The organism is Herbaspirillum sp. Sphag64 (assembly GCF_014192645.1).
Classification (GTDB): Bacteria; Pseudomonadota; Gammaproteobacteria; order Burkholderiales; family Burkholderiaceae_D; genus Herbaspirillum.
Genome location: NZ_JACHYE010000008.1, coordinates 62,426 through 88,815, shown reverse-complemented (window position 1 = coordinate 88,815; position 26,390 = coordinate 62,426). Strand labels below are relative to the sequence as shown.

Sequence of the window (26,390 nt, the reverse complement as noted above, 5' to 3'; positions counted from 1 at the left end):
CACGCAGCTTAGACCTTTCTTTTGGATTGAAAAACGGCATAATGAAACATAGTTTGTTTCCAAAATCGTTCAAATAAGGCTGTTATGTTGGTGTTGCGTACTGATACAGGGAGCATGTCGTGGACCGTTTGATGGCGATGCAGGTCTTTGTCACGGTAGTCGACAGTGGCAGTCAGTCGGCTGCGGCAATCCAGCTGGATCTCTCGCGTCCGGTGGTATCGCGCTATCTTGCTGAGCTGGAAGAGTGGGTGGGTGCGCGCTTGCTGCATCGGACCACACGGCGTCTGAGTCTGACCCCGGCGGGTAACGAGGTACTGGAGCGTTGCCGGCAATTGCTCGATGCTGCCGGTGAAATGCAGCAGGCGGTGAGCCATCCCCAGCAGCAACCCAAGGGCTTGTTGCGTATCACGTGTAGCACGGCATTTGGGCCGCAGTTGATGCAGGCAGTTGCGGAGTTTGTGCAGCGCTATCCGGCAGTAACGATCGACTTTGTGATGCTCGATCGCACCGTCAATCTGGTCGAGGAGCGCATTGATCTGGCCATCCGTATGACCCGACGACTGGATCCCAATCTGATTGCCCGCAAATTGTCGATTTGTCGTTCCACGGTATGTGCCTCACCTGCTTACCTGCGCCAGCATGGGACGCCAGAGGAGGTCGAGGATCTGGCCTTGCATCAATGCCTGACGCATTCCTACATGGGCAAAAGCTTGTGGCATTTCGATCTCAAGCAGGCGTATTGGCCAGCAGAATCGGCTGACGGCGATAGCAGTCAGTTTCAGCGTTCGGTCGCCGTCAGTGGCGGCATCAGCGCCAATGAGGCGACAATATTGCTGCATGGTGCATTGGCAGGTGCTGGTATCGCCCACTTGCCAGCATCATCGGCTGCGCCTTACATTGCCAGCGGACAGCTGGTAGCGCTGTTGCCACGTTACGAGCCGACCGTACTGGACGTGTATGGGGTGTACGCCTCGCGCAAGCATATGTCGCCGGTATTGCGGTCGATGCTGGATTTTCTGGCGGCGCGCTTTGTGGAGTCGTGGTGAGCGGTTATGGGGTGATGCTCAAGAGCTTATGGACCAGCTCCGAGGAGGTCGCCGCACCGAACTTGCGCATCAGCCGGGCGCGATGCATTTCAACCGTACGCGGGCTCAGTTCGACCTGACGGGCGATCAGCTTGCTGGTCTTGCCTTCCACCAGCAGCGCGGCGATTTCGCGCTCACGCGGGGTGAGTCCTGGCGCTAACGGACGCTTGCTGCTGACATCCTCAAACGTCCAGATGCCGGCGGCATGCGGGTCTCCCTGTACCAGCGAAGCGCCGGTGACATGGCACCAGAACATTTCATCGTTGGCGCGCTTCATGATGCGCTCGTCGGAATAAAAACCCTTTTCGTTGAGAATCGGGACGAGTCGCACACCGGTCCGTTCAAATTCGTCAGCGGTTGGGTACAGCACCATGAACGACATACCCGATAAGGCGTCCGGCGCGTAGCCAAACATCCTGGCCAGCGCCAGATTGGCCTGCTGGATAACCCGGTTATGAGAAACACACATGCCGATCGGGGCATGCATGAATACCTGTTGGAAATCGATGGTGGACTGCTTACTCATTGTCAGTTGCAAAGAGGAGTGAAAGCGTTGACAAGCGGTGGCTCAGGTGCAAGGTCAAGCCTCGGTAACGATGAGCACATCTGCACTGTCAACGCACTGATCGCAGTGTACCTGCTTCAGTTTGCCAATACCGCAGCAAAACCCTCTGCTACCCGGGCGACATTGTGCTGGTTCAGACCTGCCACGCAGATACGTCCGCTGCGCACCAGATAGATGCCGAACTCGTCGCGCAGACGATCTACCTGCGCCGCGCTCAGGCCGGTATAGCTGAACATGCCACGTTGCTCCAGCAGATAATCGAAGTCACGACCCGGTAGCGCATTCTTGAGCGCGCCGACCAGCGTTTCACGCATGGCGATGATGCGGGTACGCATGGTTTCGACTTCATGCAACCAGTCTGTGCGCAGCGCGTCGTCATTGAGGACGGTATTGACCAGCTCGGCACCATTGGTTGGCGGACTGGAGTAGTTGCGACGGACAGTCGCCTTGAGTTGACCCAGGACGCGGGAGGCGGCATCGGCGTTTTCGCAGACGACCGACAAGCCACCAACGCGTTCGCCGTAGAGCGAGAAAATCTTGGAGAACGAGTTGCTCACCAGGAAGGTTTGTCCGGCCGCAGCCAGTGCACGAATTGCATAGGCATCTTCCACCATGCCAGCACCAAAACCCTGATAGGCAATATCCAGGAAGGCAATCAGACCGCGTGACTTGATCACTTCGATCAGGCTATCCCATTGTGCTGGCGTCAGATCTGAGCCGGTTGGATTGTGGCAGCAAGGGTGCAGCAAGACGATGCTGTCCTTGGGCAACTGTTCAATACTGGCGAGCATGCCGGCAAAGTTGACACCGCGTGTGGTGGCATCGAAATAAGGGTAAGTGTGTGTGGTGAACCCTGCGCCTTCGAAAATGGCGACGTGGTTGTCCCAGGTTGGGTCGCTGACCCAGACTTCAGCATGCGGGAAGTAGCGCTTCAGGAAATCGGCGCCAACCTTCAGTGCACCTGAACCACCCAGCGTCTGGATAGTGGCAATCTTGCCTTCCTTGAGGGTCGGGCTGTCGGCACCGAACAGTAATATCTGGACGGCATTGCGGTAGGCCTGCAAACCTTCCATTGGCAGATAGAGACTTGCCGCTTGCGGGCGTGCCTGCAGACGCTCTTGCGCGCGCTGCACCGACTTGAACTGAGGAATGATGCCATCGGCATCGTAATACAGACCAATACTCAGATTGATTTTACCGCTGCGAGGATCAGTCTTGAATTGCTCCATCAGCGAGAGGATGGGATCGCCAGGATAGGCTTCTACATGGTGAAACATGAAAGACTCCAGAAGTTGACATGCGCCGATACCGGCACGCTGCGTAATAAAACTTAGTGAAACTCAATAAAACCTGATGAAGCCAGTGCTATCACGATAGATAGCGGCCTGGCCGATGATTCATTGCGATAATCAGATTCAACAATATCGCTCCTGCAACCGATGCCAGCACAGCCGATAAAGGCACAACCACCAGCGACGCCAGCACGATCAGTACATCGACCCCCATCTGGAATTTGCCAGCACGCAAGCCATGATGTGCCTGCAGGTACAGCGCCAGAATATTGATGCCTCCGAGGCTGGCGCGATGCCGGAACAGAACGATAAAGCCAAGTCCCATGAGGATATTGCCAAACAGTGCGGCAAACAATGGGTTGAGTTGGCTGATCTCGATCACATGCGGATAAAACTCGACCAGCACCGACAGCAACGCCACTGCGCTAAAGGTCTTGACGACAAAAACGGCTCCCATGCGCTTGTAGCCAAGGTAGTAAAACGGCAGATTCAAGAAGAAGAAAGCCACGCCAAACCGCATGCCAGTCAAGTAGTGTAACAAAAATGCCAAGCCCGAGGTGCCGCCTGTGATGGCATGGGATTGCTGCAGCAGCACGACGCCAAAAACAATCACGCTGGTACCCAGGATCAGTGCAAACAAGTCTTCTACAGGGCTGTGTGGTGCGAGATCTTTTGGTTCGATGGATGCAGGGGTGTTCATGGTGTAATTAGTCGGGCAATGAAAAAAAGCAATGCCACCGAAGCAAACGATGGGTGGCGGAGAGAAAGTGACAATCTGGCGTGCGGTCGTTAACTGGTGGTCGTGAAGACAATACCGTTTTCTTTAACGCGTTCCAGCACGACGGAGGTGCGCAAATGGCTGACGCTACCTTGTAGGGAAGCCAGATCTGTGACCAGCTGACTCATCTCGCCCAGATTGGGGAGCGCAATCTTGAGCAGATAATCGAAGTCGCCGGTGAGCTTGAATACATCGCGTACCGCCGGCGCCGAGCGGACGAATGCACTGAACAACTCGACCGCCTCACGCGTATGGTTAATCAGCCGGACCTCCACCATGCCCATCACAGGCGTACCTTCTGCCTGTGGCGACAAATGCGCGTGATAGCCGAGGATCAGTCCGCTCTTCTCGAGCGCACTGCGGCGGCGCGAACATTGTGATGCAGACAAGCCCACCAGATCTGCCAGATCCTGATTACTAAGGCGGCCATTGTCACGCAGCAGATCCAGGATCATGCGGTCGTATTCATCGATGGTAAAAGACATGAGGAAATCACTTGAGGATTGATCAAAGCGACATAAAAGGGCAAAAATAGTGTGTCGCGCGTGAGGCATATGGCTTAAGCAATTCATGTGCCATTGTGCATGAATGCTTCTTTTTCGCTATTTTAATGCACGAACTCCGCAAATTTTGCGGGCCCATGCGTCGATTTGGTGAATTATGGTATTTCTGTAGTGGCATGGAAGTTGCTGAAGCCTGGATGCCTGTTGCCTCTGCTACGCTGGCGGCAACATCCTTTTAATGATTCAACCCTGAGAGAAAATGATGCGCTTATTTCGTCAATGCTTGTGCGGTCTTGTCGCCTGCCTGTTTATCCTGTCCTCGGCCCTTGCCGGTCCTATCCTTGATCATATTGTCGAGAGCAAGGTTTTACGCGTCGGCACACCGGGTGATTACCGTCCATTCGCGATCAAAACCGCGACCGGGAGTTACGAAGGGCATGACATTGAAGTGATCGAAAAAATGGCCAAGGAACTGGGCGTCACTATTGAATACGTACCGACGACCTGGCCGAATCTGTTGGCCGATCTGCAGGCAGGCAAGTTCGATATTGCCATTGGCGGTATCACCCGCAATGCGACCCGTTTGCGGAAGGTTGCCATGCTGCCGGGCTACGCCGGGTTCGGAAAAGTGGCGCTGGTGCGTGCTGCTGACCAGTCCAAATACAAGACCTTGGCTGATCTCAACCAGCCAGATGTACGTGTGATCAAGAATCCCGGTGGCACCAATGAAACCTTTGTGCTGAACAATCTTCCCAAGGCGCAAATCATCACGCATGATAAAAATGCGGAAATCCCCGAACTGATCGCCAGCGGGCAGGGCGATGTGATGATCACCGAGACCTACGAGGCGTTGTATTACGCTCACAACGATGCACGCTTGGCAGCACGCTTTATTGATGCACCACTGACACCGCGCAACTTTCTCGGCTTCATGCTCCCAGCCAGCGATGAGGATTACCTGCGTGTGATGCAATTTACCTGGGATCTGATCGACAAGCGCGGTGATCTGCAGGAAGCGGCAGCTCACTGGCTCAAATGAGCCACGCATGGTGTAAGTTCTAGGTATTTTTACCGTATTGTGGCCCGTGTTGGGGGCATCCTATGATGCTTGCAGCTATTTTCAACAAATAAAAATCTCAAGGAGACCTATGAACAAAGTCTATCCAGACGCCGTTAGTGCGTTAGCCGGGATTGTCCATGACGGCCAGGTGATTGCCGTAGGCGGCTTCGGCCTGTGTGGCATTCCGGAGGCGCTGATTGCGGCGCTGCGCGATTCCAATGTGCAGAACCTGACGGCCATTTCCAACAATGCCGGTATCGATGGCTTTGGTCTGGGTCAATTACTGACGACGCGCCAGATCAAGAAGATGATCGCTTCCTATGTGGGCGAGAACAAAGAGTTCGAGCGTCAGTATCTGGCGGGCGAGCTGGAGCTGGAATTTACGCCGCAAGGAACGCTGGCTGAAAAGCTGCGCGCCGGTGGTGCTGGCATTCCGGCATTCTTCACCAAGACCGGCGTCGGTACGCTGGTTGCAGAAGGCAAGGAAATCCGTGAGTTTGACGGTGCGCAGTATGTGATGGAGCGCTCGCTGGTGGCCGACGTCTCGCTGGTCAAGGCGCAGAAGGCTGACCGTGCTGGCAATCTGGTGTACAACAAGACCGCCCGTAATTTCAATCCGAATGTTGCCATGGCAGGCAAGATCACTGTGGTCGAAGTCGAAGAACTGGTGGAAGTGGGAGCGCTGGACCCCGACCAGATTCATACGCCCGGTATTTTCGTGCACCGCATCGTGGTCAATGCGACCCCGGAAAAGCGGATCGAACAGCGCACTGTCAGCAAATAAGGAGAACAAAAATGGCATGGACCAGAGACGAAATGGCAGCGCGAGCAGCCAAGGAATTGCAGGATGGTTTTTATGTGAATCTGGGGATTGGCTTGCCCACGCTGGTGGCCAATCATGTCCCGTCTGACATCGAAGTGTGGCTGCAGTCAGAAAATGGTTTATTGGGGATTGGCCCGTTTCCGACCGAGGACAAGGTGGATGCGGATCTGATCAATGCCGGTAAGCAGACGGTGACTACGATTGCGGGATCGTCGTTTTTCAGCTCGGCAGATTCGTTCGGGATGATTCGCGGTGGCAAGATCAATATTGCGATTCTGGGGGCGATGCAGGTATCGCAACAGGGTGATCTGGCGAACTGGATGATTCCCGGCAAGATGGTCAAGGGCATGGGTGGTGCGATGGATCTGGTGGCCGGTGTGGGGCGTGTGGTGGTGCTCATGGAACATGTTGCCAAGGGCAAGGATGGCAGCATCTCGAAAAAGATTTTGCCGCAATGCAATCTGCCGCTGACTGGTGTGGGCGTGGTCAATCGGATCATCACCGATCTGGGCGTGATCGATGTCACGCCGACTGGCTTGAAGCTCATCGAGCTGGCAACCGGGGTGAGCAAGGAAGAGATGTTGGCGAATACTGAAGCGGAGCTTGATGTCAGCGCAGTCTGATGAATCTAGTTTCATTGATGCCGACAGATGTTCGGATGTAAAAAAAGGATGCCTGAATGAAGGCATCCTTTTTTATTTCCTGCAGTTACTGATTCAGTTCAGTGTGCTGCTGAGGTATCCGCAACCCGTGTTGGCTTGGGTGCAAACCAGACTGCCGTTGCAGCCAGTCCAAACGAGATGGCGGCCATCAGGAAAATATGATTGGTCGACAACATGATGCTTTGCGACTGCAGGGTTTGCTCCATGCTTACGCGCGCCTGATCAAGCGTCATGCCTGCCTGGGCCAGCACATTGCTGATCTCACCGTTGGAATCGACCATACCTGCCAGCTCTGCGTGGTAATAGCTGGCCTTGTTTTCCCAACTGGTGTTGACCAGTGAGGTCGCAATGGCACCTGACATGGTGCGGCAAAAACTCATCAGACCAGCCGCCGAAGCCGTTTCAGACAGATCCACACTGGCCAGTGCCAGGCCAGTCAACGGCACGAAGAACAAAGGCATCCCGATACCTTGCATCAGTAGCGGCCAGGCGATCTGTAAATGAGTCATGTCGGTCGAGTTAAAGCTGCGCAGTAACGTCACCATGCCCAGCCAGGTCACACCGATGAAGACCAGCTTGCGTGGGTCCACCTTGGTGGAGAGCTTGGCAACAAACGGCGCGGTGAGCACTGCCAGAATTCCGCTCACGGCAGTGGTCTGACCTGAGAGTGTCGCGGTGTAGCCCATATAGCCCTGTAGCCACAGCGGTGTCAGAACCGTCGCACCAAAGAATGCACCGAAGGCGAGACAGATTGTCGTAACGCTGGCACTGTAGCCGCGATGGCGGAAAACGCGCAGATCGACGATCGGATTGCGCTCGGTCAGCTCCCAGATCATGAAGGCAACAAAACCGAGTATTGCCACCAGTGCCAGGATGATGATCGTGCCGGAGGCGAACCAGTCCAGTTCCTTGCCTTTGTCGAGCATTAATTGCAGGGCGGCGACCCAAATGATCATCAGAACCAGACCAACCTTGTCAATCGGCAGTTTCATCAGTGGCGACTCATAGCGCTTGAGCATCTTCCACCCGAAGTAGCCGCATAACAATGCCACTGGCACGTTAATAAAGAAGATGTAGGGCCAGCTGTACTGATCACAAAGCACACCACCGAGGATCGGCCCCGCAATTGGCGCGATCAGTGTCGTCATGGCCCACAAGCCAACGGCCGCTGCTGCTTTTTCCTTGGGGAAGATTTTCAGCAACAGGGTTTGCGACAACGGCATCAATGGTCCACCAGCGAGTCCTTGCAACACACGGAAGGCGATCAGCATGCCCAGTGAATTGGCCAGTCCGCACAACGCAGAGAACAGACCAAACATGACCATCGAACTGATGAACACCCTTACAGTACCAAAGCGGTTGGCCAGCCAGCCGGTGAGTGGCACCGTGATCGCTTCGGCGACAGCATAGGAAGTGATGACATAGGTGCCCTGACTGGACGACGCCCCCAGCGCACCGGAAATGGTGGATACGGAGACGTTGGCGATCGTGGTATCGAGCACCGCGATGAAATTGGCAGCCGCCAGCAGCAAGCCGGCGATTGCTAGCTGCGACCCTTGTAGCGGCTGCAGGTTGGCATCGGAAAATTGGGATGACATGATACGACCTGTTTAGCGCTTCGCTGCAGTCGTTGCAGTGGCGGTTGCCGAAGCAACGGGCTGATCCTTGGTGCCGGCAGGTTGATTGCGCGTATCGATGGTCACATCCATGGACAGGCCCACACTCAACGGATGCTTGAGCAACTCGTCAGGATTGATCGAAATGCGTACCGGCAGGCGTTGTACCACCTTGATCCAGTTACCGGTTGCATTTTGTGCCGGAATCATTGCAAATGCAGATCCAGTACCACCCGACAAACCAACCACGGTGCCGTGATATTCGACAGCGCTGCCATACAGGTCAGAAGTCATGGTGACTGGCTGACCCAGAGCTACTTTAGTCAATTGGCCTTCCTTGAAATTGGCGTCTACGTGCAGGGAGTGAATTGGTACGACGGACAGCAATGCCGCACCAGCCTGCACACGTTGACCGACTTGTACCTGACGCTTGGCCACGACACCGTCGACCGGCGCGCGCAAAACAGTACGCTCCAGATCCAGCTTGGCCTGATCGCGCTTGGCGCGCGCCAATGTCACTTCCGGATTGGTATCCACGGTAGTATCTGCGGTCAGCACCGTGCTGGCCTTTTGTGCACCGAGGGTTGCATGACGGTTGGCATCTGCCTGGATGACACCGGCTTCGGCCGCCTTCAGATTGGCTTGCGCGGTCAACAACGCAGTACGAGCATTGGTCACTTCTTCGCCGGATACTGAACCGGTTTTCTCCAGTGCTTCACGGCGATGCAGATCCAATTCTGCACGTTGCAGATCAGCCTGCGCCGACAACAACTGTGCTGCTGAACGCTTTTGTTCTGCTTCACGTGCAAGTACCTGCGCTGCCAAACCATTGTCATTGGCAAAGTAGCCTTGGACACGACGTTCGGCGCGGCTCAGATCCGCTTCTGCCTGGGCTAGTGCCAGCTTGGCATCGCGGCTATCGATTTCGACCAGCACATCGCCTTGCTTGACGTATTGGGTATCGACCACGTTGACGGCCGAAACGATCCCGTTGACTGCCGGTGTGACCTGAGAGATTTCGGCGCCAGTGTAGGCATTGTCGGTATCAACGTAGCGTGAGGCGATAAAATGCCAGTAGCTGCCATAACCGATTGCGGCTACCACAACGACACCGGCAAAAATGCCGAACAACTTCTTGCGCTTGGTGCTGTTTTGCTTGGCTGTGGCTTCTTCGGCGAGCGTATTGATAGCTTGAGAATCACTGTGTGACATGGTTATTCCTTTACATTCCTGATGAGCGGGGCCAGCATTTGCTACTGCGTTAGCGATAAACGCCTCAGCCCCATCGTGTCATTATTCAAATGGCGTGCTGATAGCCACCACCGAGAGCGCGAACCAGTGCCACATCGAGCGTGAACATGCGCGATTGCAAGTTCGACAACTCGCGCAGATTCGTCAGCAGCGCATCCTGGGCATTGAGTACATCGAGATAATTGGTCAGTCCACCCTGATAGCGCTCGTTGATGATGCGATACGCTTCCTGTGCTGCATGTGCCGCTGCTTCAACCCGGGCCAGACGACCGCTGAGTGCGTTTTCGCTGACGGCGACATCTGCGACATCTTGCAGGGCTTGCGTGACTGCACTGTTGTAGTTGGCGACTGCTTCGTCATAGTTGGCGCTGGCTGAACGGAACTGGCCGCGCAAACGCCCGCCCTCGAAGATCGGCAGCGAGATAGCGGGACCGATACCACCGATATCCGAACCGGCAGCCTTGAGCATGGTGGTGCCAAGAGATTCGAAGCCGATATAGGCCTTCAGATTCACGTTGGGGTAGAACTGTGCACGTGCCACTTTGATTTGCTTGGCAGCCGCTTCAGCCCGCAAGCGCGCAGCGACGATATCAGGTCGGCGGCCCAGCAAGTTGGCCGGTAACTCTGCAGGCAGACCAAACGGCTTGGACAAATCAATGACCGGGCGCGTCAACTGGCGGCCACGGTCCGGTCCGGCACCGAGCAATGCGGCGATCTTGTTACGTTGCAGTCCAATCGACTCTTCTACACTCAACAAATCTGCCTCAGCCATAGCGCGACGTGCCTCGACCTGTTTCACGCTGCCTTCTGTTTCCAGACCATTGAGACGACGTTGCTGAAACAGCGTGAGTGTCTCCACGCGGACCTTCAATGCTGCTTCGTCGGTGTCGCGTTGACGATACAGATTGTCCAGTTCGGCATAGGCGGATGCGATCGACGTCGCCAGGGTGATACGCGCCTGGGCGGCATCGGCACGCGCCGCTTCTAGATCTGAGGTGGCGGCCGCCAGTGCGGCGCGATTCTTACCCCAGAAGTCGATCTCGTAACTCATATCGATCGACGTGTGGGTCGAGTTGTTGTAGCCCTGTGGTACGTAAGCAGGTGGGAAGCCGTCGTTGTAACTTTGCTTCATGTGCGATAGCGAAGCGTTACCTGTGATATCCGGCGTCAGTGCGGCACCCTGTTGCTGAGCCGAACCTTCGGCCTTGAGCAAACGTGCCTGTGCCACTGCCAGCGATGGTGCGCCTTGCAAGCCTTCCGCAATCAACGCATCGAGTTGCGGGTCGCCATAAACATTCCACCAGCTGTCTTGTGGCCACGCGACGTTGTTGCCAGCTAGTGACGCACTGCTTTGATAAGTTTCAATGGCTTTCGGCTGGGCGCGTTCACCAATATCCGAAAATGGCGCACAACCGGCAAGCGCCAGCATGGCAGACGCGGCCAGAGCGATTGGCGTGTGCCTTAGCAGCGCATCCAATCGCACGCCGCGGGCGTTGCTATTGTGGGAAAACAACGGAACTTGCATAAGAAAACTCACTCAAAAGTAAACTGTACAGTTCAGTATAGTATTGACTTTTGGCGAACGTCAAGCAAAACTAGCGACAAATAAACGAACATCGGTGGACACAGTGCAACGCTACAACGACTTGTCATTGTGTCCACCACAGCAGGCTCTGCACTTAGAGCGACTCAGGTACAACAGCCGTCGTGCCAACCGGTAAAATAGACACCATGCGCAAGAAAAGTGAAGTAAGGCGACAGGCCATCATCGATGTCGCCGCTGAAATATTCAATGAAATAGGATTTGATCGCACCTCCATGGCGGAGATTTCATCCCGTCTCGGTGGATCGAAGGCGACCTTGTACAGTTATTTCTCTTCAAAGGAAGAGATCTTTCTTGAAGTCATGCGGCGGCAGGCCAAGACCCAGTTCGAATCCCGCTTTGCGCTGCTTATGCAAGATCAGTCACTGGATTCCACACAGACGCGGGCAACCTTGCGCCTGTTTGCCAACCAATATCTGAATTTGGTATTGACATCCGAAATCATCGTTGTCAGACGCTTGATGATCTATCACGCCGAGCATTCGAATCTGGGTTGTATGTACTACGACAATGGACCCAAGCGTGGCAACCAGATCATCGCTGATTTTATGGAACGTGCCATGGCAGCTGGTGTATTGCGTGAGGCTGATCCGGCGCTCGCGGCGCTCCAGTTCCGCTCCTTGATTGAGGTTGAGTGGAATGAGCCGCGCTTGCTGGGGGCAATGGCACCGGTGTCGCCGGAGCAGGTGGCGCAAGGCGTTGAACGGGCGCTCGACGCATTTTATTGCATATACGGCAAGTAAGGCAGAGCCCCCACAGTGCCAAAATGTGAGCAAAACATTCTTCTTCAGCTCACGTTGCCGGCTACCTGACCCGCGTCGCCGAATCCGACTGATGCACTGCACAAGCGCGGCTTGTCGTCCTCTTTTTGTTGTTATTCGGGCTGTCGCAGCCTGTCGCATCATCACAGAAATTTTGCACTAAACTTTCTGATCAAAATGCCGTTCAAGATAATTGGACGGTAAATAGGCACTTTCTCAAAAGATACTCACAAGAATGTGGTGAGTACTATCTGCGACTGAAATTCTCTTATATACCGTGAATGGGACAAAAAGCAGTACAGTCATTCTTGCGAATGACATTCGCCTTATTCCAATATTCTTGCCAAGGAAATACATCATGCGTTGGTTCCTCAATCTCAAAATCGCCAAGAAGCTGATCCTTTCCTTCCTCACGGTGATTGTCCTAACCGCGTCATTGGGTATCTTTTCCATCGTTGAACTGGTCAAGGTCAACAAGGCGTCTACCGAAATCACCACCAACTGGCTGCCGAGCATCAAGTTGGGCTATCAGCTGCAAACGTCGATGGGACGCTTCCGTATCTCGGAATTGCAACATATTTTATCGACTGATTCGAAGGATTTCGACGATGCAGAAAAGGCAATGAATACCCGCTTGCAAATCCTCCGCGCTGATCAGGCCAAATATGAAGCGCTAATTTCCGAGCCAGAGGAGAAAAAGATTTATCCGCAATTCCAGCAGACTTTTGCGAAGTATCTGGAAGTGAACAAGCAGATTCAGGCATTGTCGCGTGACGGCAAGAAAGACGAGGCACGTGCGTTGTTCAAGGGCGAGTCGAACCAGCTGTTTCGTAAATCGGTAGAGCTGTTGGAGGAGCTCGTAAAAATCAATAATGAGGGCTCTACCCGTGCTAATGAGTTAGCGGATGACACGTTTATCCAAGGTAGAGGCTGGATTCTTGGTTTGCTCATTACCATTGTGGTTGTCGCTGTCGGATTGGCGGTAATTGTCGCGCGTATCGTTTCAGAGCCCCTCAACAAGGCGGTTGGTATTGCGCAACGTGTTGCCGGTGGTGACCTCAGTGCCGAGATTCGTGCCGAAAGTCAGGATGAAACCGGGCAGCTTATGCATGCTCTCAAGGCAATGAACGATAGCTTGCAACGCATCGTTGGCCAAGTCCGTCTGGGTACCGATACAATCGCTACGGCATCGACCCAGATTGCCAGCGGCAACCTTGATTTGTCCTCGCGCACCGAAGCGCAGGCCAGCTCGCTGGAAGAGACTGCATCGGCCATGGAAGAACTTACCTCAACGGTCAAGCAAAATGCCGACAATGCCCGCCAGGCAAATCAGCTGGCGGTATCTGCTTCGGACGTCGCCCAGCAAGGTGGCGTCGTGGTTGGGCAGGTCGTTGACACGATGGGCTCGATCAATGAATCTTCACGCAAGATATTTGACATCATCAGCGTGATTGACGGCATTGCCTTCCAAACCAATATCCTGGCACTCAACGCTGCGGTCGAGGCAGCCCGTGCCGGCGAACAGGGACGCGGGTTTGCGGTGGTCGCCTCAGAGGTGCGCAATCTGGCGCAACGCTCTTCTGCCGCGGCCAGGGAAATCAAGGAGTTGATTGATGATTCTGTCGAAAAGGTGAGTTCTGGCAGCAAGCTGGTTGAGCAGGCTGGAGCGACCATGGCCGAGGTCGTCGCCAGCGTTAAGCATGTTACTGATATCGTGGCTGAAATCAGCGCCGCCAGTCAGGAACAAAGTAGCGGAATCGAAGAAATCAACCGTGCCATTAGCCAAATGGATGAAGTCACTCAGCAGAATGCCGCCTTGGTCGAAGAAGCTGCTGCTGCCGCGCAATCGTTGCAGGAACAGGCCGGCAACCTGGCTGGAGTCGTCAGTATTTTCAAGCTGGAGCGCCGCTGAACTGGTCTTTGACACGCTTCGCTCTAAATGTTGCTGTTATAGCAGCTCGATCCGGCCCACTTCGACGGGCCTTTCTATTTAATCTTCTTAGTCCCCTTCATCTAACTGAAGCACACGCATCGTCTCAATCTGCAGCACCGGTACGCCCATTGCTGATCACAAAAAGTACTAAAGCAATCGGGTGTTCGATCTCAGCAAGCCGTGTCGGCTGCGGTGTTATGCGGTATTTGTCAATTGATCGGTTACGCATGGAAAATCATCGTGACCTAGTTGTAATATTAGTTGCTAATCAGAAATTAACTATGAGATTATGCGTTTTCAGATGAATTTGTAATAGAAATTATTCGAGATCGCATCCCCAATTGTCGAGCCAATAAAAATGTTCGAGTGGTTACTGCTCAAGGAAAATGCGCTCAGTGCGGCGGAGAATTCGGTCTGGAGAGAGAGTGCTTTACGCATCATTCTGGTTTCTGCACTCTTGGTCGCAGTCATTATCGGCGCCATTAGCATCAGTGGTGCGCTGAAAGATGGCTCAACTTATGTACTGGTCCTCTTTAGTGGTTTTGTTGCGCTCCAGGTGTTGGCGATCCTTGCCGCTGCGCGGCGACCCGCCATCGGTAGCGCCATTCTGATTGGCAGTGTCTACGCAGCTGCCTTCTGTCTGGTCTATTTTGGTAGTTATCCCCAAATCGCGCGACTTGGCATCGTGCTGGTTTACGCCGCGCCTTTGCTTGGACGACTGTTTTTCGGTCCGCGTGTCGCGTTGGCGTTGATGGCGGTAAATGTTGTCCCATTTTTATTATTGCTGCACGATTATCCCCTGCCTAGCTACCCAGGCGTGATCGCTTCACCGAGCGATCAGCATGGCTATGATATTCAGTCGTTACTCTTCCTGTTCTTCAATATCTGCCTGCCGCTGAGCGTATTTCGGCTGCTCCATGCGCTGGATGTCGCGATCAAACGTCAACGTACGGCCACTGCCGAGCTTGAAAGTAGCCATGCGCAATATGAAGAAATCTTCGAAAATGCCGGTTTCGCCATCTTCCTCTGTGATACCCGCGGCGAGATTCTCAAGTCCAATGCCCAATCCGATTCGCTGCTGGAGCGCAGACATGGCAAGAACGAAGGCGGCTCCAATATCTTCCAGCTGATACAGCACAAGCCGCACCATATGGAGCCAGCAGTCACTGACATGGCAGCGCTGGAGCCGCAGCAGCAGTTCCAGACACATCATGGCCGATTGGTGTTGATTCAGAACGTCATCAGGACTTCGGAAAAACACACTATGGTGTTGTTACGTGATCTGGCTCCAATGCAGCGGATTCAGGAAGAACTGGATCGTAGCAAGGCCCGTGAAAGCTTCCTCAGCAGCCACGATCAGCTAACGCAACTACCCAATCGGAATCTGCTGCTGGAGAGATTAGGTGAGGCAATGAAAGATCGCTCGCCACGCCATCAGATAGCGCTGGTGCTGATTCGCCTCGATAGCGTCAAGTACATTAACGACGCACGTGGCACGCTGGCTGGGGATGCGCTGATTGCAGGTTTTGCGCGAGCACTGCGGCAGTTGCTCCCTGCTGAAAGTCTCTGTGCACGTCTGCGTAGTGCGCTGTTTTGTTTCACCATTGAGTGTACCCATGATGACAGCACGGTGATTACGCAGATTGAACAGATTCGTCGCCACTTGCCGGAGCAACTACCGGTAGGTGCGGAAGAGTGCCGTGTTGACCTATCGATGGCTGTGGCATTTTCGCGTCCCGGTGAGACGGACGGCGACCAGCTCCTGCAGCGCTGCAAGCTGGCGCTGGATGCTGCCAGACAATCGGGTAGCCGGGATGTCGCCGTCTTTGATGACGATACCGTCGCGCGTATACGTCGCCGGTTAAGTATCGAACAAGCCATCGTGATGGCGTTGCGTGAAGATGAGATGCGTCTGGTCTACCAGCCCAAGGTTACCAATCAAGGCAAGATTGTGGGATTGGAAGCGCTGGTCAGATGGCACTCGCCGTCACTGGGTGAGGTATCTCCCGCCGAATTCATTCCGATAGCGGAAAGTTGCGGTGCGATTCCTTTGATCACGGCGTTCGTGCTTGATAGTGCGTGTGCTTATCTACGCCAACGCCTTGATGCCGGCAAGGTTTGCCTGCCGATCGCCATCAATCTATCGGCCAACGATATTGTGCGTACTGATCTGGTCCAGCAAATCAACAATGCATGTCAGAAGTATCAATTGAGTACACATCTGCTGGAGTTCGAGATCACCGAGACGGGACTGGTCGGTGATGAGAGTCTGGCGATTTCCCATCTCGAAGCGCTCAGCAAAAAAGGTTACGGGATCACCATTGATGACTTTGGTACCGGCTATTCTTCGCTCCAGAAACTGAGCCGCTTCCCGACCCGCAGCATCAAGATCGACCAATCTTTTGTCGCGCAGATCGGTGTCAGCGAAAAGAGCGAACTGATCATTCGCGCGGTCGTATCGCTGGCCAGAATCATGTCATGCACGACAGTCGCTGAAGGTGTTGAGACGGCCGAGCAAGAGCATTTTCTCAAGGCTATCGGTTGTGAACTGTTCCAGGGCTTTTACTACTATCGTCCACTTGAGCGTGAACAGATAGACCAACTGCTGATGGCATAAAGTAATAGTGTGACATTAATTTATGGCATCGCAGAAAGTCGCTCTGGCGCATGTGCCTCATTAGCGATCATAGTAGCGACCGTAGTAGGGATAGCCTGGAGCACGTGGATAGTCGCGTGCAACATACACCGGTGCCGGACGATAATATACGGGGGCTGGTTGGTAATAGACCGGTGCGGGTGGAGCCTGATAGTAGACAACCTGCGGGGTGCTGTAGACCGGTTGTACCACCGGCTGAGGTGCAACAACTACTGGCGCGGGAACACTGTTGGCAATGATGGTGCCCGCGGCAACGGCTCCGATGATGCCCGCGGCGATGGCCAGTCCATTCCTGTCGTGCGCCATGGCGACGTTTGATACGGATGCTGCCAGTACGGTCGAGATGAGGAGTGCGGGAACAAGTTTCTTGCTGATCATGATGATCTCCTTTTAATTCTGGCGTGTTTTCTTCTTCGCCATGTCGTCAATATAGAGCAGACGCTGGCAGGAAAATGCTATAGCAATTCTTGCTTACATTTCTTACCTGAAATACGAATCTGGGCTGTCGGGGCAAGCCTTGCTCAGTTCATATTAAAATGCCCGCTCGCCTTTCCGAGCGACAATACTTTCCGGCTAATCGCAATGACTGTCTTAGAACAACCACAAGTCTCCACCGCTTCAAGTCGCCTCCTCGCCTACGCATGTCTGGCGCTGAGCATGTCTTTGGTGGGCAGTTATGTTGCACTGACCAAGCCGCTGGTGGCGGCGTTACCAGTTTTTTTGCTGGCCTGGCTACGCTTTGGCATCGGTGCGATTGCCATGCTGCGCTGGATCAGAAAGCCGGCCAATGAAGCACCGCTGACGCCGAAGACCCGGGTACTGGTCTTTCTTGAATCATTTCTCGGCAATTTTCTGTTCTCAATCTGCATGATCACTGGCGTCAGCATGACCAGTGCGGTATCGGCGGGTGTGATCATGTCGGTGATTCCTGCGGTGGTGGCATTGATGAGCTGGATTTTCCTGCGTGAGCGTATTGGCGTACGTGTCTGGCTGGCAGTGGCCTGTGGCGCATTGGGAATCGGCTTGCTGTCGCTGGCCAAAAATGGCCATGGTGGTGTAGGTGCCACTCTTTCTGATGCCGCTGCCAACAAGGCATGGCTAGGCAACCTGCTGGTTTTTTGCGCAGTCCTGTGTGAGGCTGCCTATGCTGTCATTGGTAAGAGATTGACAGCAGTCATGAGTCCTAAGCGGATCAGCGCGGTGATCAATTTGTGGGGCTTGATTTTGATGACACCGTTAGGAATCTATACGGCCATTTCATTTGATCTGACCACGGTCAATGTCAGTATCTGGCTGCTGTTGGTGTTTTACGCACTGGCAGCCAGCGTCTGGACTGTCTGGTTATGGATGACCGGTCTTAAATCAGTGCCGGCGGCCAAGGCCGGCGTCTTTACCGTCATGCTGCCGGTCAGCGCGGCTCTGGTCGGAGTATTGGTGCTTGGTGAATCGCTAACTTCAATCCAGTTGATTGCTTTCACGGTTGCATTGGCGGGTATGCTATTGGTGACCTTGCCGGGGAGATCCGCACCCGCTCACTGAGCATGCTATGCCCCATGACATCAATGCTGTCATGGGCGTCATTAGCTGATCTGATTGTGCCTTAAAAGCGACAATCGGCCACACTCTGATCCGATTCTTTTCGTACGTCCTGCGACACACTAATGCTATATATGCTCCAGGGTTAGTGCTCATCAGCGCACACTTGGCATACAGGATCCGGATCATGGTCCACACTTTTGCTCATCGCAGTTATTATCAACTCCGCACGCTGCTGATTATCATCGGCACCCTGTTGTTGCTTTGCCTTTCATTGAGTACCCCTGCCGCGGCAATGCGGACCATTTCTATCGGCTTTTCGGGGCCGATTACCGGGTTAAGCCGGATCGCTGGTACCGATATGCGCAATGCAGCGGTAATGGCAATTGATGACCTGAACCAGGCCGGTCTCAGTCTCCATGGCGACAAACTGCACTTTGAATTACTCGTACAGGACGACAAGTCCAACCCGCGTATCGCCGGATTTGCTGCGCAGTATTTTGTGAGTCGTAAAGTGGCAGGCGTAGTAGGTATTTACAATAGCGCTGTGGCATTGAGCTCGTCGGCGATTTATCAATCGGGCGGCATTGCTCACTTTGCCGTCTCAGCGAGTCGCTCATTCACCCGTCAGGGCAACAATACGGCATTTCGCCTGGCAGCCTATGATGATCAACGTGCCGATGCACTGGTTGGGTTTGCGATCCATGAATTGAATAAGCGCAAGGTGGCGATCATTTATCCAGATGATCTGTTTGGTATCAGTTACAAGGACAGTTTTATTGCAGCATTCAAACGAGCGGGCGTTAATATCATTAGTGTAGAGAGTGTCAGCGTAACCACTTTCGATTTCAATCAGGAGATCAATCACATCAAGGCGATGCAGCCTGATGTCATCTTCTTTGCCGGATTGGCTGATCAGACCGCTATGCTGGCGAAGAGTCTGCGTCGACTCGGGGTGAACCTGCCGCTGGTCACCGCAGCTTCGGTTGCCGACTCCTTCTATCTCTCTGTTGCTGGGGAAGGTGCGGAAGGGACAGTCTCGATCATGCCGGGGTGGCGGCAGCAAAAAAGTCAGACCTTGCTCAATTTCGAAGAGGCTTATCGACTACGTTATGGTACTCACGTTGGCGCGTATGCGGCATCTGCCTATGATCAGGTGCAACTGATCGCGGCTGCGATATTGCAGGCCGGATCCACCGATCCGCATGATGTGACCAAGGCCTTGCATACGATCAATTACAAAGGATTGATTGGCAACATCTCCTTCGATGCCAACGGTGATCTGCGCGAATTATCATTTTCCATGTACCAGGTTCAGAACCACATCTGGATTGCGCTCAAACAATTTCGTATCGGTGGCACCGCAGTTCCGGAAATTACTGTGCGCCAGCGCTGATTCCCTGCTTTTCGGTGCTCTGGGCATGCACTTGCAAGGCATCTGCCACGCGAAGGTGATGACGACTTCTGGCGATAACGACTGCTGTCTTCTGGTGGGTATTGACCAGCCCGACATTTGTTCTCGAGTCGGCCAGAAGGAGGTTAACAATGGCAAGATTGCCGTTGCTGGCAGCGCACATCACAGCACTGAAACCTTGAAGATTTTGCTTGTTCAGGGCTACTTCTTTATGAGCGAGCAATGACACTACGATCTCGTATTGATCCTTCTTGCAGGCGATAATCAGCGCTGTGTCGCCGTGACGGTCCTGAATATTAAGTTCGATGTTTTTTGCTTTCAATAGCATCTCCAGGACCAGAAGATTGCCGCGACTCGCCGCATTGAATAGTGGTGTTTCACCGAAAGCATTGCGGTTGTTGAGCTTGATCTGTTTATGCCTGAGCAGTTTTCCGACGATTTTTTCATGATTGCTGTACGCCGCTAGATGCAGCGCAGATCGGTTCATGCGTTCGGTCACGTTGATTGCCGTAAGGGGATGTCCGATCAATATATCGGCGACCTTCTTATGCCCAAAATGGGCAGCATAATGAAGTGGCGTTCTAAACTGTTTGTCAGTGGCATTGTTATCTACATTGTGGTCCCGCACGAGCAATCTGACGATGCGTGCATTGCCCGCGTGCGCTGCTAGTGCCAGCGGACTCCGATTGAATTTTCCGGTGGCATCAGCGTGTATTTTTGGTTGCAGCAGCAACAGAGTCGCCAGCTTTCCATGACCACCATGGATTGCCCATTGCAAGGCGGTACGGTGTAAATGATCGGTCATGTTGACATCGATGTTGCCTTGATGGCTGACATGTATGTCAACGATTCTGGTACGGCCATCCTTGGCCGCACTGAACCAGGTCGATTGCCACCGCTGAGGATATTCCAGAGGTATCTGATAGAATCTCTTTACTGCCTGGAACAGATAGTGGTCAGGCCCCATTGGCTGGCCGTCCTTATCTCTGAAGGCATAGACCAGATTGAGTACATCAGCAAAATCCACGATATAGCTGAAAATTTCTCGCAGACAGTCTTCCGGAAGCAGGTTGCGATCAGTCATCAAGCGCCATCGCTGAGCGACGGGGTCGATCGGCTTCTCCTGCGTACTGAAAATACGCAGTACCTTGCTCCCTAGCGTAGACAATATCGCGTTGACCACTGCTGGTATATAGGCGGTAGTGGTGATCGGCAGTGTAAATTGACGGCTAATGAAATTGTCCAAGATAAGACTCCTGATGATTGACAAAGGTAACTAGCAGTTTGTCTACCTATCTCTTCTTCGCGTTCCTTCTCCCAGCGAAATATTTGTCCAGGTGTCTCTCATTCATTAAGGCGCATGCCGTGCTGCACACAATGTTGGCCGGCTCGTTATACTGAGCTCCTTTGCTAAAGGATTGTCGCTATGATCACTGTTCGCCGTACCTTGCTGCGTTATTTACTGATGAGCGCCTCATTGGTCGTCAGCCTCGCTGTCGTCTCGACGGCGACTGCCCAGAGCACCATCAAAATCGGGGAAATCAATAGCTACAAGCTCCAGCCAGCCTTCCTCGAACCCTATCGCCAGGGATGGGGGCTGGCACTCGACGAAATCAATGGTAGTGGTGGCGTGCTGGGCAAGAAACTGGAGGTCATCGCGCGTGATGACAACGGCAATCCGGGCGACTCGGTACGACTTGCCGAGGAGCTGTTAAAGCGTGAGCAGGTCAGCCTGTTATTCGGTGGTTTTCTCTCCAATACCGGGCTGGCATTGAGCGATTACGCTAAACAGCGGAAGGTGTTTTTCCTCGCTGCCGAGCCGCTGACCGACAAGATCATCTGGCAAAACGGGAATAAATATACCTACCGGCTGCGTCCATCCACTTCCATGCAGGTGACGGCGCTGGTCAAGGAAGCCATCAAGCTGAAGAAAAAGCGCTGGGCGATTGTTTATCCCAACTACGAATATGGCCAATCTGCCGTTGCCAGTTTCAAGAGCATGATGAAGCAGGCTCAGCCCGATATCGAGTTTGTTGCCGAACAGGCGACGCCGCTGGGCAAGGTGGACGCGGCCGCAGTCGCACAGGCATTGATTGATGCCAAACCGGATGCCATTTTCAACGTGCTGTTTGGCACCGATCTAGCCAGGTTCGTGCGCGAGGGTGATACCCGTGGTTTGTTCGCATCGCGCGAGGTAGTGTCGGTGCTCTCGGGCGAGCCTGAATACCTCGATCCGCTCAAAGATGAGGCGCCAAAAAACTGGATCGTGACTGGTTATCCCTGGTACGCACTGACCACACAGCAACACAAGAAATTTGTAGAGGCTTATCGCAAGAAGTACAACGACTATCCTCGCATGGGTTCACTAGTAGGCTACAGCGCGATGATGTCGCTCGCTGCCGGTCTGCGCAAGGCTGGCAGCACGGATAGTGGCAAGCTGGCCGCAGCATTCTCGGGCTTGCAGGTCGAGACCCCACTAGGGCTGATTGTTTACCGCGCACAGGATCATCAGTCAACGCTTGGGGTCTTCGTTGGCCGCACCGATGTCAAGGATGGGCGCGGCGTCATGAGTAGCTTTATCTATGTGGATGGCACTACATTGCAGTTGTCAGATGCCGAAGTGAAAAAATTGCGTGCTGCTGACTGAATCCGGGTTGCTGCATTAGGGATGGGGTCAGGTGCCCACCATGGCCATCTGGCTCACCAGAACCCGGTTGCGACCGGTATTTTTGGCGTCGTACAAGGCACGGTCGGCTTGAGCAGCAAAGCGGTCCAGCGTATCGGAAAGAGAAGTGCATGCGACCCCGATGCTGATGCTGTAGCGGCATGTCCCGAAGGCACCACGTACCTGATGCTGCTCGGCCTTTTCGCGCAGACGTTCAGCGACTGTTATCGCTTCGGGCAGTGCGGTAGCGGGTAGCAACAAACCGAATTCCTCGCCACCCAGACGCCCCAGCACATCGCCGGGTCGTATCTGCTCGCGTGCCAGCGCAGCAAAACTGCGCAAGACTTCATCACCAGCAGCATGTCCCCAGGTATCGTTGATCTGCTTGAAGTGATCCAGATCAATCAGCAACAGCGAGACAGGCTGGTTCGATGTCACCAGTGACAGATGGTCATTAGCAAAGCGTTCAAAGCATTTGCGAGACAGGACGGCAGTCAGATGATCATGGTTGATTGCATCTTCGAGCTTGGCCAGCATCGCGTCATGGACCAGCATCACGACGAACATCGTCAGTGATGGCATGGCAATGGCACTGACGGCGAGCAAGGCGATGTTCCAGGGATGGGTCAGCATGGTGACCAGATTGGCTGGTGTCAACGTCCAAAAGGTTGCGCAACGTACCAGTTGAATAATCGCGAACACCCACGACATCATTGCACCGAACAGATAATATCCGCAGCGTCCGGTAGCTGGCCGGTGGCGCAGCAGGAGCACGCCGAGAAAAAAATAAATGAGTGTGATGACGCTGCTCCACGTAATGAAGCGCATCCGGATATTGTCATCTATATAACGCCAGAAAATCATCGACACTGCAACGATGACAACCCCGCTGAGCAGACGCCACCAGTACGCAGGACGACCCATGAAGCGGGCACAACCGGCATAGAACAAAATTCCCGCCACCACCAATGTGGTGTTGCCGACAACAATGGAAAGAAAGTCGGGAATCAAGCCGCGCAACTCCAGCAGGATCACGCCGCAGGTAACGCAGGCATTGGCCGCAAACCAGTATTGCAGACCCGCGACACCGCTGCGCCTGAGCGAACCCAATACCAACAGCATGGACATGCTGAACAGCGCGGTAATGGCAAGAATGGAGGCAATGGCAAGCATGGAGGGGCAGTCTAACGAGGTGACCGCCTGCGCGGTCCGTAAGTCGCCATCATATTGTAATACTTGATGATTGCGTAGGTGTGACACGCAATAGCAAGCAATTGCTCGCAGAACTGACGCTGAAGTGACATGGGCCAGGGCGGTAGTTTTCGGCCCCTTGCTTAGCTTCTTATTTCTTGTAGGAATAGACGCTGATCTGCGCGCGCGGATCAATCTGCCTGATGTACAGCTGATACGTATCGCCTGTACTGGTTTTCAGTGCGGCCATCTTGCTACGGCGAGCGCACGCTGGGCAGGCAACTTTCTGTTCCTGGATCGGGCGGGCATCAATGGATAACTGCAACAACATTTGCCCGCAATGCGGGCAGGCCAGATTGATATTCTGGTGATTGTGTCGCGCTGAAGATGGAGCCTTTGGGGTCGATGTCATGGTCAATTATTTTTATAAGTACCGCCGTTGAAACCAAAAACCGGAGAAGCCTGAACGATAAAATCAGACGTAACGAGGCAGAGAATGTAACATATTTTTTTGACGTGGCTATTTGCCCATTCGGCCTCTCGACTATCCATTGCAAGCCGCCTGTACCTCTGCAGAGCGAGCCCATGTCTGATTTACCTTTGCCCGAAATACATGGCAACAATGGGCAACGCACACCGCAAAACGGTTACACAATAATACAAAATTCGGTCGGCATTCTCTGCTGCTGTGCCGTTGAGGGTGCAATAGCACTGCGCACTGCACATTATCGTTGCTCAATGCTATTTCACGATCCCCCGACTCAAAATCAGATCGTCACGTCATTACAACAAGGAGAAGAAACATGAATAGAATTTTCAGTATGGCATCCCTGCTATCGGGCGCCGTCATTGCCGTTACCCTGAGTGGCTGCGTGGTCACACCACCGACAGTACGTCCAGCCTATGTGGCACCGCCCGGGGTGGTCTATGTCGCACCCAGCTATCCGCAACCTGCGGTAGGTTATGTCTGGGCTTATCATCCTCATTACGGATGGGGTTGGCACCATCCACAGTATGGTTGGCACCAGGGCTGGCGTTAAACCGTTATCGCCCTCTGATATCGTCGCAAACTGCAGCATTGAACCTGTTCGTGTAACCTGACACGTTTGTCAATGACACTGAACAAGGAGTGAAAATGGGAGCAACGCGCGAAGTGAGCAAGGTAGCGCTGATTATCGGCGGCGGCAGTGGCATGGGTGCCGCGGCGGCGCAGAGGCTGGCCGCTGATGGCTTTGCGATCGGTATCCTGTCGTCGTCTGGTAAGGGTGAGGCATTGGCGACCCAACTGGGTGGTGTTGGTGTTACTGGCAGCAATCGCAACATCGCAGATCTGCAACGGGTGGTTGATGCCTGTGTTGCTCGTTGGGGGCGGATAGATGTTCTGGTCAACAGTGCCGGACATGGCCCCAAAGGTGATTTGCTCACCCTCAGTGACGAAGAATGGTTGCTCGGAATGGAGGTCTATCTGATGAACGTCGTCCGCACGGCACGTCTGGTAACGCCACTGATGCAGCAGCAGGGCGGCGGTGCGATCATCAATATTTCCAGCTTTTCGGCGGCTGAACCTTCGCTGTCGTTCCCAACTTCCAGTGTGTTTCGTAGCGGCCTGGCGGCCTATGCGAAATTGTTTGCCGACCAGTATGCCGCACACAATATCCGCATGAACAATGTCTTGCCTGGCTTTATCGACAGCTTGCCCGAGAAGCCCGCCATCAAGGAAAAGATTCCCATGGCACGCTATGGCAAGACTGCAGAAGTTGCTGCACTGGTGTCGCATCTGGCCAGTGCTGATGCTGCCTACATTACCGGCCAGAATATTCGGATTGACGGTGGCATCACGCGCTCTCTGTAAGTCGTGATCACGGTGACTGCCTGAGTCACCGTTTGGTTGACGGCATTCACGTGTTAACGTTTTCCCGATTCGGCCAGCAAGCCATTAATCGCATCACTCACCATTTGTGACGGCAGGGAGAGGTGGTCATTCTTCAGGATGACCATGTCTTTTTCTACATCGCCCGGCAATTGCAGTGCGCCGATCAGCGCGCAGTCTGCACTGCAGGTATAGCGTGTATACACGTTGGCGCGCTTCGCTTCCAGAATGTACTGACCGTTCTCTATGCCCAGATAGCGCACGCTGACCGTCGTTGCTGTCGCATCACCTTCCTTGGCATCGGGATCGGTATACAGGTATTCGCCGCGGTTGGCGCTGACGTAGTGTGGTCGTGCCGCTGCGCCTTCCGGCGCGACACCGTCGATCTGAGTCGAGCTCAATGCCAGTTGCAGTGTCGATGCCGGTGCCGGTGCGGCTTCAGCCACCTTGGGTGCGGATTTTGCAGTCGCCTTGCCGGTCGTTGATTTGTTATCGATTTTACTTCCTGCTTTGACTTCTGTTTTGCTGGTGGCACTGAGCTGCGCCTCGGCTTCCGCCACGGCCGCCTGCGCGGAGGGCGCGAGGCTGGCCAATGGGGCCGCTGTCACTGCTGCTACGGGAGTCTGAGGTTTAATGGCTTTCTTTGCCGGTGCAGGCGCAGGTGCTGTTGTATCACTCGCAGTTTTATCAGTCGTCATGTCTGCATCCAGACTTGCTTTCAATTCAGTCTGGCGTTTCCGATACCAGTCCACAAGACATTCGCGGGCATGGCAATTCTTTTCCCGCCACAGCCATTTCTCGTCCGAGGCAGCATTGAATGCCCGCCGGTCTGCCGCTTTCTTACGCGCCTGTTTGAAGATTTTTGCCAGTTGCTCATCCATGGCCGATAACTCGGGATCATTACAGATGATTTTTTCGTTGGCAGAGCCTTCCTTGCTGCAGTCAAAGCTGGCGCTCATTGCCGGCGAGGCAAACAGAACGCATTGTGCAGCGATGCCAGCTGCGAGCCAGAGTCTGAAAGCCAGACCGTGCTTGAATGGATTGAGAGCAGTATTTTTCATGTCAGTTTCGCGAGCCAATATGTTGCAGTAGTTACATGAAAAGCATGACATTTTCCAAGCGGACA

25 protein-coding genes are annotated in these 26,390 nt (G+C 53.9%); 13 read left to right on the top strand and 12 right to left on the bottom strand.

All coding sequences use genetic code 11. The features are described 5' to 3' along the window. The first annotated feature begins 119 nt into the window (after positions 1-119). Positions 120-1,046 (top strand): LysR family transcriptional regulator, encoded by a 927-nt coding sequence (locus FHW66_RS13875; protein ID WP_183380410.1) that lies wholly within the window; start codon positions 120-122, stop codon positions 1,044-1,046. Positions 1,047-1,050: 4 nt separating this feature from the next. On the opposite strand, the gene FHW66_RS13870 is transcribed toward FHW66_RS13875, so the two are convergent. The 4 genes from FHW66_RS13870 to FHW66_RS13855 all read right to left on the bottom strand — a co-directional run bounded on the left by FHW66_RS13870 (position 1,051) and on the right by FHW66_RS13855 (position 4,205). Continuing rightward, positions 1,051-1,611 carry a PAS and helix-turn-helix domain-containing protein gene (locus FHW66_RS13870; protein ID WP_183380409.1) on the bottom strand — a complete coding sequence of 187 codons (561 nt, stop codon included), beginning with the start codon at positions 1,609-1,611 and terminating at the stop codon, positions 1,051-1,053. 116 nt (positions 1,612-1,727) lie between these two features. Further along, the gene (locus tag FHW66_RS13865) at positions 1,728-2,927 is read right to left on the bottom strand and encodes an amino acid aminotransferase (RefSeq protein ID WP_183380408.1); all 1,200 of its coding nucleotides are present in this window, start codon (positions 2,925-2,927) and stop codon (positions 1,728-1,730) included. Positions 2,928-3,018: 91 nt separating this feature from the next. After that, positions 3,019-3,642 (bottom strand): YitT family protein, encoded by a 624-nt coding sequence (locus tag FHW66_RS13860; RefSeq protein ID WP_183380407.1) that lies wholly within the window; start codon positions 3,640-3,642, stop codon positions 3,019-3,021. Positions 3,643-3,731: 89 nt separating this feature from the next. After that, positions 3,732-4,205 carry an Lrp/AsnC family transcriptional regulator gene (locus FHW66_RS13855; RefSeq protein ID WP_183380406.1) on the bottom strand — a complete coding sequence of 158 codons (474 nt, stop codon included), beginning with the start codon at positions 4,203-4,205 and terminating at the stop codon, positions 3,732-3,734. Positions 4,206-4,485: 280 nt separating this feature from the next. On the opposite strand from FHW66_RS13855, the gene FHW66_RS13850 reads away from it, so the two are divergent. The 3 genes from FHW66_RS13850 to FHW66_RS13840 all read left to right on the top strand — a co-directional run bounded on the left by FHW66_RS13850 (position 4,486) and on the right by FHW66_RS13840 (position 6,729). After that, positions 4,486-5,262, top strand: coding sequence for a transporter substrate-binding domain-containing protein (locus tag FHW66_RS13850; protein WP_183380513.1), 777 nt, complete (start codon positions 4,486-4,488; stop codon positions 5,260-5,262). A gap of 109 nt (positions 5,263-5,371) precedes the next feature. Next, positions 5,372-6,067 carry a CoA transferase subunit A gene (locus tag FHW66_RS13845; RefSeq protein WP_183378240.1) on the top strand — a complete coding sequence of 232 codons (696 nt, stop codon included), beginning with the start codon at positions 5,372-5,374 and terminating at the stop codon, positions 6,065-6,067. A gap of 11 nt (positions 6,068-6,078) precedes the next feature. Then, complete coding sequence (locus FHW66_RS13840) at positions 6,079-6,729, top strand: 3-oxoacid CoA-transferase subunit B (protein WP_183380405.1); 651 nt, start codon at positions 6,079-6,081, stop codon at positions 6,727-6,729. A 98-nt stretch (positions 6,730-6,827) separates the two neighbouring features. On the opposite strand, the gene FHW66_RS13835 is transcribed toward FHW66_RS13840, so the two are convergent. From FHW66_RS13835 to FHW66_RS13825, 3 genes are all read right to left on the bottom strand, one after another. Further along, the gene (locus FHW66_RS13835) at positions 6,828-8,366 is read right to left on the bottom strand and encodes a DHA2 family efflux MFS transporter permease subunit (protein WP_183380404.1); all 1,539 of its coding nucleotides are present in this window, start codon (positions 8,364-8,366) and stop codon (positions 6,828-6,830) included. 12 nt (positions 8,367-8,378) lie between these two features. Further along, on the bottom strand, positions 8,379-9,596 hold the full coding sequence (locus tag FHW66_RS13830) for an HlyD family secretion protein (protein WP_183380403.1): 1,218 nt from the start codon (positions 9,594-9,596) through the stop codon (positions 8,379-8,381). Positions 9,597-9,681: 85 nt separating this feature from the next. Continuing rightward, complete coding sequence (locus FHW66_RS13825) at positions 9,682-11,160, bottom strand: efflux transporter outer membrane subunit (protein ID WP_183380402.1); 1,479 nt, start codon at positions 11,158-11,160, stop codon at positions 9,682-9,684. Positions 11,161-11,366: 206 nt separating this feature from the next. Here FHW66_RS13825 and FHW66_RS13820 point away from each other — a divergent pair, with 206 nt between their 5' ends. The 3 genes from FHW66_RS13820 (at position 11,367) to FHW66_RS13810 (ending at position 16,549) form a co-directional block, all read left to right on the top strand. Further along, positions 11,367-11,981, top strand: coding sequence for a TetR/AcrR family transcriptional regulator (locus FHW66_RS13820; protein ID WP_183380401.1), 615 nt, complete (start codon positions 11,367-11,369; stop codon positions 11,979-11,981). A 376-nt stretch (positions 11,982-12,357) separates the two neighbouring features. Then, complete coding sequence (locus FHW66_RS13815; RefSeq protein ID WP_183380400.1) at positions 12,358-13,911, top strand: methyl-accepting chemotaxis protein; 1,554 nt, start codon at positions 12,358-12,360, stop codon at positions 13,909-13,911. A gap of 379 nt (positions 13,912-14,290) precedes the next feature. After that, positions 14,291-16,549 carry a bifunctional diguanylate cyclase/phosphodiesterase gene (locus FHW66_RS13810; RefSeq protein WP_183380399.1) on the top strand — a complete coding sequence of 753 codons (2,259 nt, stop codon included), beginning with the start codon at positions 14,291-14,293 and terminating at the stop codon, positions 16,547-16,549. A 60-nt stretch (positions 16,550-16,609) separates the two neighbouring features. Here the strand turns inward: FHW66_RS13810 and FHW66_RS13805 are convergent, their stop codons facing one another. Further along, complete coding sequence (locus FHW66_RS13805; protein ID WP_183380398.1) at positions 16,610-16,966, bottom strand: hypothetical protein; 357 nt, start codon at positions 16,964-16,966, stop codon at positions 16,610-16,612. A 204-nt stretch (positions 16,967-17,170) separates the two neighbouring features. On the opposite strand from FHW66_RS13805, the gene FHW66_RS13800 reads away from it, so the two are divergent. Next, entirely contained in the window at positions 17,171-18,127 is a 957-nt protein-coding gene (locus FHW66_RS13800; RefSeq protein WP_183380397.1) for a DMT family transporter, read from the top strand. A gap of 184 nt (positions 18,128-18,311) precedes the next feature. Then, positions 18,312-19,520, top strand: a complete 1,209-nt coding sequence (locus FHW66_RS13795; RefSeq protein ID WP_183380396.1) for a branched-chain amino acid ABC transporter substrate-binding protein — start codon at positions 18,312-18,314, stop codon at positions 19,518-19,520. Here the strand turns inward: FHW66_RS13795 and FHW66_RS13790 are convergent. Further along, positions 19,501-20,379 (bottom strand): ankyrin repeat domain-containing protein, encoded by an 879-nt coding sequence (locus tag FHW66_RS13790; protein WP_370543471.1) that lies wholly within the window; start codon positions 20,377-20,379, stop codon positions 19,501-19,503. The two genes, FHW66_RS13795 and FHW66_RS13790, sit on opposite strands and share 20 nt — an antisense overlap. Between FHW66_RS13790 and FHW66_RS13785 the strand changes: the two genes are divergently transcribed. Both FHW66_RS13785 and FHW66_RS13780 read left to right on the top strand, forming a co-directional pair. Continuing rightward, a complete protein-coding gene (locus tag FHW66_RS13785) occupies positions 20,332-20,697 on the top strand; it encodes a hypothetical protein (RefSeq protein ID WP_183380394.1) in 366 nt (121 codons plus the stop codon). The two genes, FHW66_RS13790 and FHW66_RS13785, sit on opposite strands and share 48 nt — an antisense overlap. Before the next feature lie 306 nt (positions 20,698-21,003). After that, positions 21,004-22,185 (top strand): ABC transporter substrate-binding protein, encoded by a 1,182-nt coding sequence (locus tag FHW66_RS13780; protein ID WP_255458985.1) that lies wholly within the window; start codon positions 21,004-21,006, stop codon positions 22,183-22,185. Positions 22,186-22,212: 27 nt separating this feature from the next. Here the strand turns inward: FHW66_RS13780 and FHW66_RS13775 are convergent, their stop codons facing one another. Beyond that, a complete protein-coding gene (locus tag FHW66_RS13775; RefSeq protein ID WP_183380392.1) occupies positions 22,213-23,376 on the bottom strand; it encodes a GGDEF domain-containing protein in 1,164 nt (387 codons plus the stop codon). Positions 23,377-23,545: 169 nt separating this feature from the next. Beyond that, complete coding sequence (locus tag FHW66_RS13770) at positions 23,546-23,806, bottom strand: hypothetical protein (protein WP_183380391.1); 261 nt, start codon at positions 23,804-23,806, stop codon at positions 23,546-23,548. Positions 23,807-24,197: 391 nt separating this feature from the next. Here FHW66_RS13770 and FHW66_RS13765 point away from each other — a divergent pair, with 391 nt between their 5' ends. Next, positions 24,198-24,434: a hypothetical protein gene (locus tag FHW66_RS13765; RefSeq protein WP_183380390.1), complete on the top strand. Its 237-nt coding sequence runs from the start codon at positions 24,198-24,200 to the stop codon at positions 24,432-24,434. A 95-nt stretch (positions 24,435-24,529) separates the two neighbouring features. Then, the gene (locus FHW66_RS13760; protein ID WP_183380389.1) at positions 24,530-25,246 is read left to right on the top strand and encodes an SDR family oxidoreductase; all 717 of its coding nucleotides are present in this window, start codon (positions 24,530-24,532) and stop codon (positions 25,244-25,246) included. Positions 25,247-25,299: 53 nt separating this feature from the next. Here the strand turns inward: FHW66_RS13760 and FHW66_RS13755 are convergent, their stop codons facing one another. Continuing rightward, positions 25,300-26,325 carry a lysozyme inhibitor LprI family protein gene (locus FHW66_RS13755; RefSeq protein ID WP_183380388.1) on the bottom strand — a complete coding sequence of 342 codons (1,026 nt, stop codon included), beginning with the start codon at positions 26,323-26,325 and terminating at the stop codon, positions 25,300-25,302. Between the last annotated feature and the right edge of the window lie 65 nt (positions 26,326-26,390).

Excerpts from the sequence above, each read along its gene's own strand:
- FHW66_RS13840 (WP_183380405.1), top strand. The coding sequence starts at position 6,079 with ATGGCATGGACCAGAGACGAAATGGCAGCGCGAGCAGCCAAGGAATTG.
- FHW66_RS13835 (WP_183380404.1), bottom strand. The coding sequence starts at position 8,366 with ATGTCATCCCAATTTTCCGATGCCAACCTGCAGCCGCTACAAGGGTCG.
- FHW66_RS13825 (WP_183380402.1), bottom strand. The coding sequence starts at position 11,160 with ATGCAAGTTCCGTTGTTTTCCCACAATAGCAACGCCCGCGGCGTGCGA.
- FHW66_RS13785 (WP_183380394.1), top strand. The coding sequence starts at position 20,332 with ATGATCGGTCATGTTGACATCGATGTTGCCTTGATGGCTGACATGTAT.
- FHW66_RS13810 (WP_183380399.1), top strand. The coding sequence starts at position 14,291 with ATGTTCGAGTGGTTACTGCTCAAGGAAAATGCGCTCAGTGCGGCGGAG.
- FHW66_RS13805 (WP_183380398.1), bottom strand. The coding sequence starts at position 16,966 with ATGATCAGCAAGAAACTTGTTCCCGCACTCCTCATCTCGACCGTACTG.
- FHW66_RS13850 (WP_183380513.1), top strand. The coding sequence starts at position 4,486 with ATGCGCTTATTTCGTCAATGCTTGTGCGGTCTTGTCGCCTGCCTGTTT.
- FHW66_RS13815 (WP_183380400.1), top strand. The coding sequence starts at position 12,358 with ATGCGTTGGTTCCTCAATCTCAAAATCGCCAAGAAGCTGATCCTTTCC.
- FHW66_RS13865 (WP_183380408.1), bottom strand. The coding sequence starts at position 2,927 with ATGTTTCACCATGTAGAAGCCTATCCTGGCGATCCCATCCTCTCGCTG.
- FHW66_RS13775 (WP_183380392.1), bottom strand. The coding sequence starts at position 23,376 with ATGCTTGCCATTGCCTCCATTCTTGCCATTACCGCGCTGTTCAGCATG.
- FHW66_RS13870 (WP_183380409.1), bottom strand. The coding sequence starts at position 1,611 with ATGAGTAAGCAGTCCACCATCGATTTCCAACAGGTATTCATGCATGCC.
- FHW66_RS13800 (WP_183380397.1), top strand. The coding sequence starts at position 17,171 with ATGACTGTCTTAGAACAACCACAAGTCTCCACCGCTTCAAGTCGCCTC.
- FHW66_RS13765 (WP_183380390.1), top strand. The coding sequence starts at position 24,198 with ATGAATAGAATTTTCAGTATGGCATCCCTGCTATCGGGCGCCGTCATT.
- FHW66_RS13770 (WP_183380391.1), bottom strand. The coding sequence starts at position 23,806 with ATGACATCGACCCCAAAGGCTCCATCTTCAGCGCGACACAATCACCAG.
- FHW66_RS13855 (WP_183380406.1), bottom strand. The coding sequence starts at position 4,205 with ATGTCTTTTACCATCGATGAATACGACCGCATGATCCTGGATCTGCTG.
- FHW66_RS13755 (WP_183380388.1), bottom strand. The coding sequence starts at position 26,325 with ATGAAAAATACTGCTCTCAATCCATTCAAGCACGGTCTGGCTTTCAGA.
- FHW66_RS13845 (WP_183378240.1), top strand. The coding sequence starts at position 5,372 with ATGAACAAAGTCTATCCAGACGCCGTTAGTGCGTTAGCCGGGATTGTC.
- FHW66_RS13795 (WP_183380396.1), top strand. The coding sequence starts at position 18,312 with ATGGTCCACACTTTTGCTCATCGCAGTTATTATCAACTCCGCACGCTG.
- FHW66_RS13830 (WP_183380403.1), bottom strand. The coding sequence starts at position 9,596 with ATGTCACACAGTGATTCTCAAGCTATCAATACGCTCGCCGAAGAAGCC.
- FHW66_RS13780 (WP_255458985.1), top strand. The coding sequence starts at position 21,004 with ATGAGCGCCTCATTGGTCGTCAGCCTCGCTGTCGTCTCGACGGCGACT.
- FHW66_RS13860 (WP_183380407.1), bottom strand. The coding sequence starts at position 3,642 with ATGAACACCCCTGCATCCATCGAACCAAAAGATCTCGCACCACACAGC.
- FHW66_RS13820 (WP_183380401.1), top strand. The coding sequence starts at position 11,367 with ATGCGCAAGAAAAGTGAAGTAAGGCGACAGGCCATCATCGATGTCGCC.
- FHW66_RS13760 (WP_183380389.1), top strand. The coding sequence starts at position 24,530 with ATGGGAGCAACGCGCGAAGTGAGCAAGGTAGCGCTGATTATCGGCGGC.